This window comes from Oerskovia enterophila (assembly GCF_001692445.1).
GTDB classification, from domain to species: domain Bacteria; phylum Actinomycetota; class Actinomycetes; order Actinomycetales; family Cellulomonadaceae; genus Oerskovia; species Oerskovia enterophila.
In genome coordinates this window covers 1-6,080 of sequence record NZ_MAQA01000094.1, presented here as the reverse complement: position 1 = coordinate 6,080, position 6,080 = coordinate 1, and the positions used below count along the sequence as shown (strand labels likewise).

At 72.7% G+C, this 6,080-nt stretch carries 6 protein-coding genes; 4 read left to right on the top strand and 2 right to left on the bottom strand.

Going from position 1 to position 6,080, the window contains the following annotated elements; translation table 11 throughout:
- Positions 1 to 345 (top strand): dihydrofolate reductase family protein (locus OERS_RS20100; RefSeq protein ID WP_211268527.1); only part of this gene is annotated, 345 nt, incomplete at its 5' end.
- Positions 346 to 367: 22 nt separating this feature from the next.
- Positions 368 to 853 (top strand): hypothetical protein, encoded by a 486-nt coding sequence (locus OERS_RS20095; RefSeq protein WP_056650084.1) that lies wholly within the window; start codon positions 368 to 370, stop codon positions 851 to 853.
- A gap of 144 nt (positions 854 to 997) precedes the next feature.
- Here OERS_RS20095 and OERS_RS20090 read toward each other — a convergent pair whose 3' ends face one another.
- The gene (locus OERS_RS20090; protein WP_068627759.1) at positions 998 to 2,260 is read right to left on the bottom strand and encodes a carboxylate--amine ligase; all 1,263 of its coding nucleotides are present in this window, start codon (positions 2,258 to 2,260) and stop codon (positions 998 to 1,000) included.
- A complete protein-coding gene (gene gndA / locus OERS_RS20085; protein WP_056650090.1) occupies positions 2,257 to 3,693 on the bottom strand; it encodes an NADP-dependent phosphogluconate dehydrogenase in 1,437 nt (478 codons plus the stop codon). The genes OERS_RS20090 and gndA overlap by 4 nt, the downstream gene beginning before the upstream one ends.
- A 183-nt stretch (positions 3,694 to 3,876) precedes the next feature.
- On the opposite strand from gndA, the gene OERS_RS20080 reads away from it, so the two are divergent.
- Together OERS_RS20080 and OERS_RS20075 are read left to right on the top strand one after the other, a co-directional pair.
- Positions 3,877 to 4,467, top strand: a complete 591-nt coding sequence (locus OERS_RS20080) for a DUF3000 domain-containing protein (protein WP_369800609.1) — start codon at positions 3,877 to 3,879, stop codon at positions 4,465 to 4,467.
- Positions 4,464 to 5,846, top strand: coding sequence for an HRDC domain-containing protein (locus OERS_RS20075; RefSeq protein ID WP_083201632.1), 1,383 nt, complete (start codon positions 4,464 to 4,466; stop codon positions 5,844 to 5,846). Before OERS_RS20080 ends, OERS_RS20075 begins: the two co-directional genes overlap by 4 nt.
- The last annotated feature ends 234 nt before the right edge of the window (positions 5,847 to 6,080 follow it).

Here is a 6,080-nt window from a genome sequence, read left to right as displayed (position 1 = left end):
CCCCAGGACCTCCCCTCCCCCACGCCCGGACCCGACCTGCGGGCCGGTCTCGCCGCGCTGACGGAACGGGGGCTGACCCGGGTGCTGTGCGAGGGCGGTCCGCACCTGCTCGCGGACCTGCTCGCCGCCGACCTGCTCGACGAGCTGTGCGTGACCACGACCCCGGTGCTCGTGGGCCCGGGGCCGGGCCGGATCGTGGCCGGACTGCCGCCCCTCGTCCCGGGTGCTGCCACCGGCCCCACGGCGGGTGGCGAGATGCCCGCGAGCGCCGATCCGGTCCGTCCTCGGCTCGAGCACCTGCTGCACGCGGGCGGGACGCTGGCCGCCCGATGGGCGCTGCGCTGAGAACGTTGACTACTCTGGGCCTGTGACCGACACCATCCTCGTCCTGACCGAAGACACCCTCGCCGCCGTGGACGTGGAGCACATCCTGTCCCTCCACCCCGACGAGACCCTCGCCTACCGGGTCCTGGTGCCCGCCGACACCGAGCGCAACGTCGTCTCCGCGATCATCGACCACCTCAGCGTGGGAGAGCTCAAGGAGGCGTGGGACGAGGTGCTCGGCAAGGAGCCGTCGCGCGCCCAGGCCACGGCCACCGCGCAGGAGCAGCTCGACGCGAGCGTCGCAGAGCTCCGGGCCGCGGGCCGCGAGGCCGAGGGCGCCGTGACCGAGGACGACCCGCTGCCCGCGCTGCGCGCTGCGGTCGCCGCGGGCGACGTCCGCGAGATCGCGATCGTGACCTACCCGCACGCGGTCGAGGACACGTTCCACCAGGACTGGGCGTCGCGCGCCCGCGAGGAGCTGCACGTGCCCGTGCTGCACCTGTACTCGGGCACCAGCGAGCTGGGCTGACCTTCCCGCAGGCCGCAGCCGCACCGGAAGACGCGGCGAGCACGACGACGAGGGGCCGTCACCACCAGGTGGTGACGGCCACTCGTGCTGTCCGGCCCGCTCGTCAGGGTACGGAGAGGGTCGGTGCGGTCGGCACCGACGGTCTCAGTAGCCCGTCGTGGTCGGTTCCGGGTAGTGCTTCTTGTACTTGCGGTAGAAGTTCTGGGTCATCGCCTCGACGACCAGTCGCCTCTTGAGCCCCCCGTCCCGCGAGTACTTCAGGGGGTTCACCGCGTCGCCGCGGTCCTTGACCGCCTGCAGCCGGATCCGCAGCGAGGGGTCCAGGATGTACTTGAGCAGGAGCCGGAACGGCACCACCGAGTACAGGACCTCCTTCGTGGCCAGCAGAGGCTCGATCGACCTGCCGAGGACCCGGTCCTCGACGAGCGCGCGAGCGATGTTGGCCCCGGCCGCGGTCACGTAGTAGTTGTTGCGGCCGATGCGCGGGTTCACCTCGAAGTACACGTGGCGGCCCGTGCGGGGGTCCAGCTTGTAGTCGAAGTTGGCGAACCCGGTGTACCCGACGTTGTCGAGGAACCGGCTCGCGGCCTCCATGGCGTCCTCGTACGGCTCCGTGAGGATCGCCGCGGGGATGCCCAGCGTGCCCGGGGTGTGCTCCTCGAGGAGCACCCGGCCCGTGGCGAGCAGGGTGATCACGCCCCGCGTGTCCCGGTAGGCCGTGAGCGAGCGCATCTGCGTCTCGTCGCCCGGGATGAACTCCTGGACGAGGAACGTCCCGGGGTACCCCGCGGTGACGAGGTGCCCGAGCAGCTCGTCGAGCTCGGCGCGCGAGTCGACGTGGTGGATCTTGCGCTTGCCCGGGAACGAGACGTAGTGGTAGTCCGCACTCGAGGACGGCTTGGCGACGACCGGGAACTCGAGGTCGACGCGCAGCGCGGGGATCGCCGCGAGCCCGCCGTCCGCGACGAGCCGGGGCACGCTGACCGCGACCGTGCGCGGCGTGGGGATGCCGAGCCGGTCGCAGACCTCCGCGAAGCCCTCCTTGCTCGAGACCTGCTCGAGGACCTCGAGCGTGCAGTAGGACATGACGTACTTGTCCTCGAGCCGCGCGCGGTTCTCGACGATCGACCGGACGAACCAGTCGGCGTTCGTGAGCAGCACGAGCGTCTTGCCCGGGTGCTGGGCGGCGACGCGCTCGAGCGCGGCGACGAGCACCTCGGGGTCGTCGATGCCGGGCGTCACGACGTTCGTGACGAACGACGAGTCGGTCATGGCGCGCGTGGCGACGCTCGAGATCACGAGGGCGTCGGTCCCGTACTGCTCGTGGAACGCGCGGACCATCGCATAGACGCCGATGTCACCACCGACGCCGACAGGCAGGAGATCGGGGAGAGAAGTCCCCGTCATGCGTTGGACTCGCTGCGGTCGCCGGACCACTCGGTGTGGAACACGCCCTCCTTGTCGACGCGGTGGTAGGTGTGGGCGCCGAAGAAGTCGCGCTGGGCCTGGATGAGGGCCGCGGGCAGGCGCTCGGCGCGCACCCCGTCGTAGTACGCGAGCGAGGACGAGAACGCGGGCGTGGGCACGCCGTTGAGCGCGGCCTGGGACACCACGCGACGCCACGAGGACACGCCCTCGCCGACGGTCTGCGTGAAGTACGGGTCGGCCAGGAGCAGCGCGAGGTTCTCGTCGCGCTCGTAGGCCTCGGTGATGCGGTTGAGGAAGCGGGCGCGGATGATGCAGCCCCCGCGCCAGATGCGGGCCATGGCGCCGCGGTCGATGCCCCAGCCGAACTCCTCGGAGGCCGCGGCGATCTGGTCGAAGCCCTGCGAGTACGCGACGACCTTCGACGAGTACAGCGCACGGCGCACGTCCTCGATGAACGCGTCACGGTCCGTGATCTCCCACTGGCCCGCGTCGGCCGGCAGCACGCCGACCGCGGCCGAGCGCTGGGGCACCGAGCCGGACAGCGCACGCGCGAACGTGGCCTCGGCGATGCCCGTGATCGGGACGCCTAGGTCGAGCGCGTTCTGGACCGTCCAGCGGCCCGTGCCCTTCTGCTCGGCACGGTCGAGGATGATGTCGACGAACGCCTTGCCGGTCTCGGCGTCGACGTGCTGGAGCACGTCGGCCGTGATCTCGATGAGGAACGACTCGAGGTCGCCCTTGTTCCACTCGGCGAAGATCTGGCCGATCTCCTGGGCCGAGGCTCCGAGGCCCTGCTTGAGCAGGTCGTACGCCTCGGCGATGAGCTGCATGTCGGCGTACTCGATGCCGTTGTGGACCATCTTCACGAAGTGGCCCGCGCCGTCGGGACCGACGTAGGTGCAGCAGGGCACGCCGTCGACCTTGGCCGAGATGTCCTCGAGGATGGGGCCGAGGGTCTCGTACGACTCCGGGGCGCCACCGGGCATGATGCTGGGGCCGTTGAGCGCGCCCTCCTCGCCACCGGAGACACCGGTGCCCACGAAGTGCAGGCCCTTCTCCTTGAGCTCGGCCTCGCGGCGGCGCGTGTCGGGGAAGTGCGCGTTGCCGGCGTCGATGATGATGTCGCCCTGCTCGAGGAGCGGGACCAGCTCGGCGATGACGGCGTCCGTCGGGCCGCCGGCCTTGACCATGATGACGACCTTGCGGGGACGCTCGAGCGAGGCGACGAAGTCGGCCATCGACTCGGACGGGACGAAGTCGCCGTCGTCGCCGTGGTCGGCGACGAGCGACTGGGTCTTGGCGAAGGAGCGGTTGTGCACCGCGACCGTGTAGCCGTGACGAGCGAAGTTGCGGGCCAGGTTGCGGCCCATGACCGCGAGTCCGGTGACGCCGATCTGTGCGCGGGCTGTCATCTGCTGTGCTCCTCGGGGGTAGGTGCTGGCTCCGGCGAGCAGGAGTGCCGGGCGCCGGCGGGACATGCCGACGACGGGCGTCGGCGGACACTCCCGACAGCCTAGTCCGGCGATCACGATTCGATCTCCTCCGCGCGCCTAACCTCCACGATGTGGACATCTGCTCGTACTGTGCAGCGTGTGATCAAGTCCGGAGAAGCCGCGGCACCACCCGACTTCCTCCGCGCCCTGGAGTCCGTGGGGCGCCGGAGGCTACGCCCCGAGGTCCGCCTCCAGGAGGTGCCCGCGCCCGGCAGGATCGCCCCGTTCGCGCTCGCCCTCACGGGCGAGGTGACCGGTCAGGACGGCTCGGGCGAGGACCTCGCGAGCGGACGCTTCATCCTGCTGCACGACCCCGCGGGCCAGGAGGCCTGGCACGGCACGTTCCGCGTCGTGACGCTCGTGCGCGCGACGCTCGAGCCCGAGATGGCCACCGACCCGCTCCTGGCCGAGGTCGCCTGGACCTGGCTCGACGACGCGCTCGCGCACTCGCACGCCGACGCGGTGGCCGAGGGCGGCACCGTGACCCGCGTGCTCTCGGAGAGCTTCGGCGCGCTGGCCGGCCAGGCCAACGACGTCGACCTCGAGATCCGGGCGTCCTGGACGCCCACGTCGACCGACCTCGGGGCCCACCTCGAGGCGTGGTCCACGCTCCTGTGCACGGCCGCCGGGCTGCCCCCGTTGCCGGACGGCGTGACGTCGTTGCGGCCCCGACGCAATACCGTGGGTCCATGAGCTCGGCCCACACACCTTCCTTCTCCTCACGCCGGACCGCCGACCGCGGCCCCTCCGGCGACGCCGTCGACGTCGGCACAGCGCGCGACGCAGCCCCCTCGTCGACGCCCGACGGCGCAGACCCCGGTGCTCCGGTCCCCGCCGTGACCCCGCTGACCGAGCCGGCCGACGGCGTCGGTCCCGTGATCGACACTCCCGAGGCCTTCGCCGAGGTCGTCGCGGCCTACGCCGCAGCGTCCGGCCCCGTCGCCGCGGACGCCGAGCGCGCGTCGGGCTACCGGTACGGCCAGCGCACCTACCTGGTGCAGGTGCGCCGCGAGGGTGCGGGCACCGCGCTCATCGACCCCATCGCGATCCCCGACCTCTCGCCGCTGCGCGAGGCCGTGGGCGACGCCGAGTGGATCCTGCACGCTGCGTCCCAGGACCTGCCCGGGTTCGCCGAGCAGAACCTGTACCCCGCCCGGATCTTCGACACCGAGCTCGCGGCACGCCTCCTGGGCATGGAGCGCGTCGGGCTGGCCGCCGTGATCGCCGAGGTCCTGGGCCTCGGGCTCGCCAAGGAGCACTCCGCGGCCGACTGGTCGACGCGCCCCCTGCCCGAGGACTGGTTGCGGTACGCCGCGCTCGACGTCGAGGTCCTCATCCCGCTGCGCAAGATCCTCGGCGAGCGGCTCGAGGAGCAGGGCAAGGCCGAGTGGGCCGCCCAGGAGTTCGAGGCCGTGCGCACCGCTCCCCCGCCCCCGCCGCGCGAGGAGCCCTGGCGTCGCACGTCGGGCGTGCACGCGCTGCGCAACCCGCGCAGCCTCGCGGTCGTGCGCAGCCTGTGGGAGGCGCGTGACGAGAACGCCCGCCGCCGGGACATCGCTCCGGGACGGGTCCTGCCCGACCGTGCGATCGTCGCCGCCGCCCAGGCCATGCCCCGCTCGGTGCCCGAGCTGGTCAAGCTGCCCGCGTTCTCGGGCCGCAACACGGCCCGCCGGGCCGCGGCCTGGCAGCACGCGATCGACCAGGCGCTGGCCCTGCCCCAGGAAGCGCTGCCCAGCGCCCGCGGGCCGCGCAGCGACGCCCCGCCGCCGCCGCGCGCATGGGCCGACCGCGACCCCGCCGCGGCCCAGCGCCTCGACGCCGCGCGCGTCGTGGTCCAGGCGCTGTCCGACGAGCTCTCGGTGCCGATCGAGAACCTCCTGCAGCCCGACGCCCTGCGCCGCGTGTGCTGGACGCCTCCCTCACCGCTCGACACCGAGCACGTCGCGCAGTTCCTGCGCGGCCGCGGCGCGCGCGAGTGGCAGCTCGCCCTCGTGGCCGAGCCCCTGGCCCGCGCTCTCGCCGACCCGGCCTCGGTCGCACGCACTGCCCCGTCCCCGGAGAGCGCCTCGTAGGTCCCGGCGCACCGCTCGCCGACGCCTGCGCCCGCCGCCCACCTCGACCGATGTCCTGGAGACCGGTCGGGGCGGGCGGCGGGGGGACGCCGTCGTCCGGGACTTCCCCTCGCCGGTAAGGTCGGGGGCATGCTGCCCGAGTCCTCCTCCTTGACCGTCACGACGATCACCGACCGCGCCGCCTGGGACGAGCAGGTGCTCGCGATGGGCGGCCACCCGCTCCAGCTCTGGGGG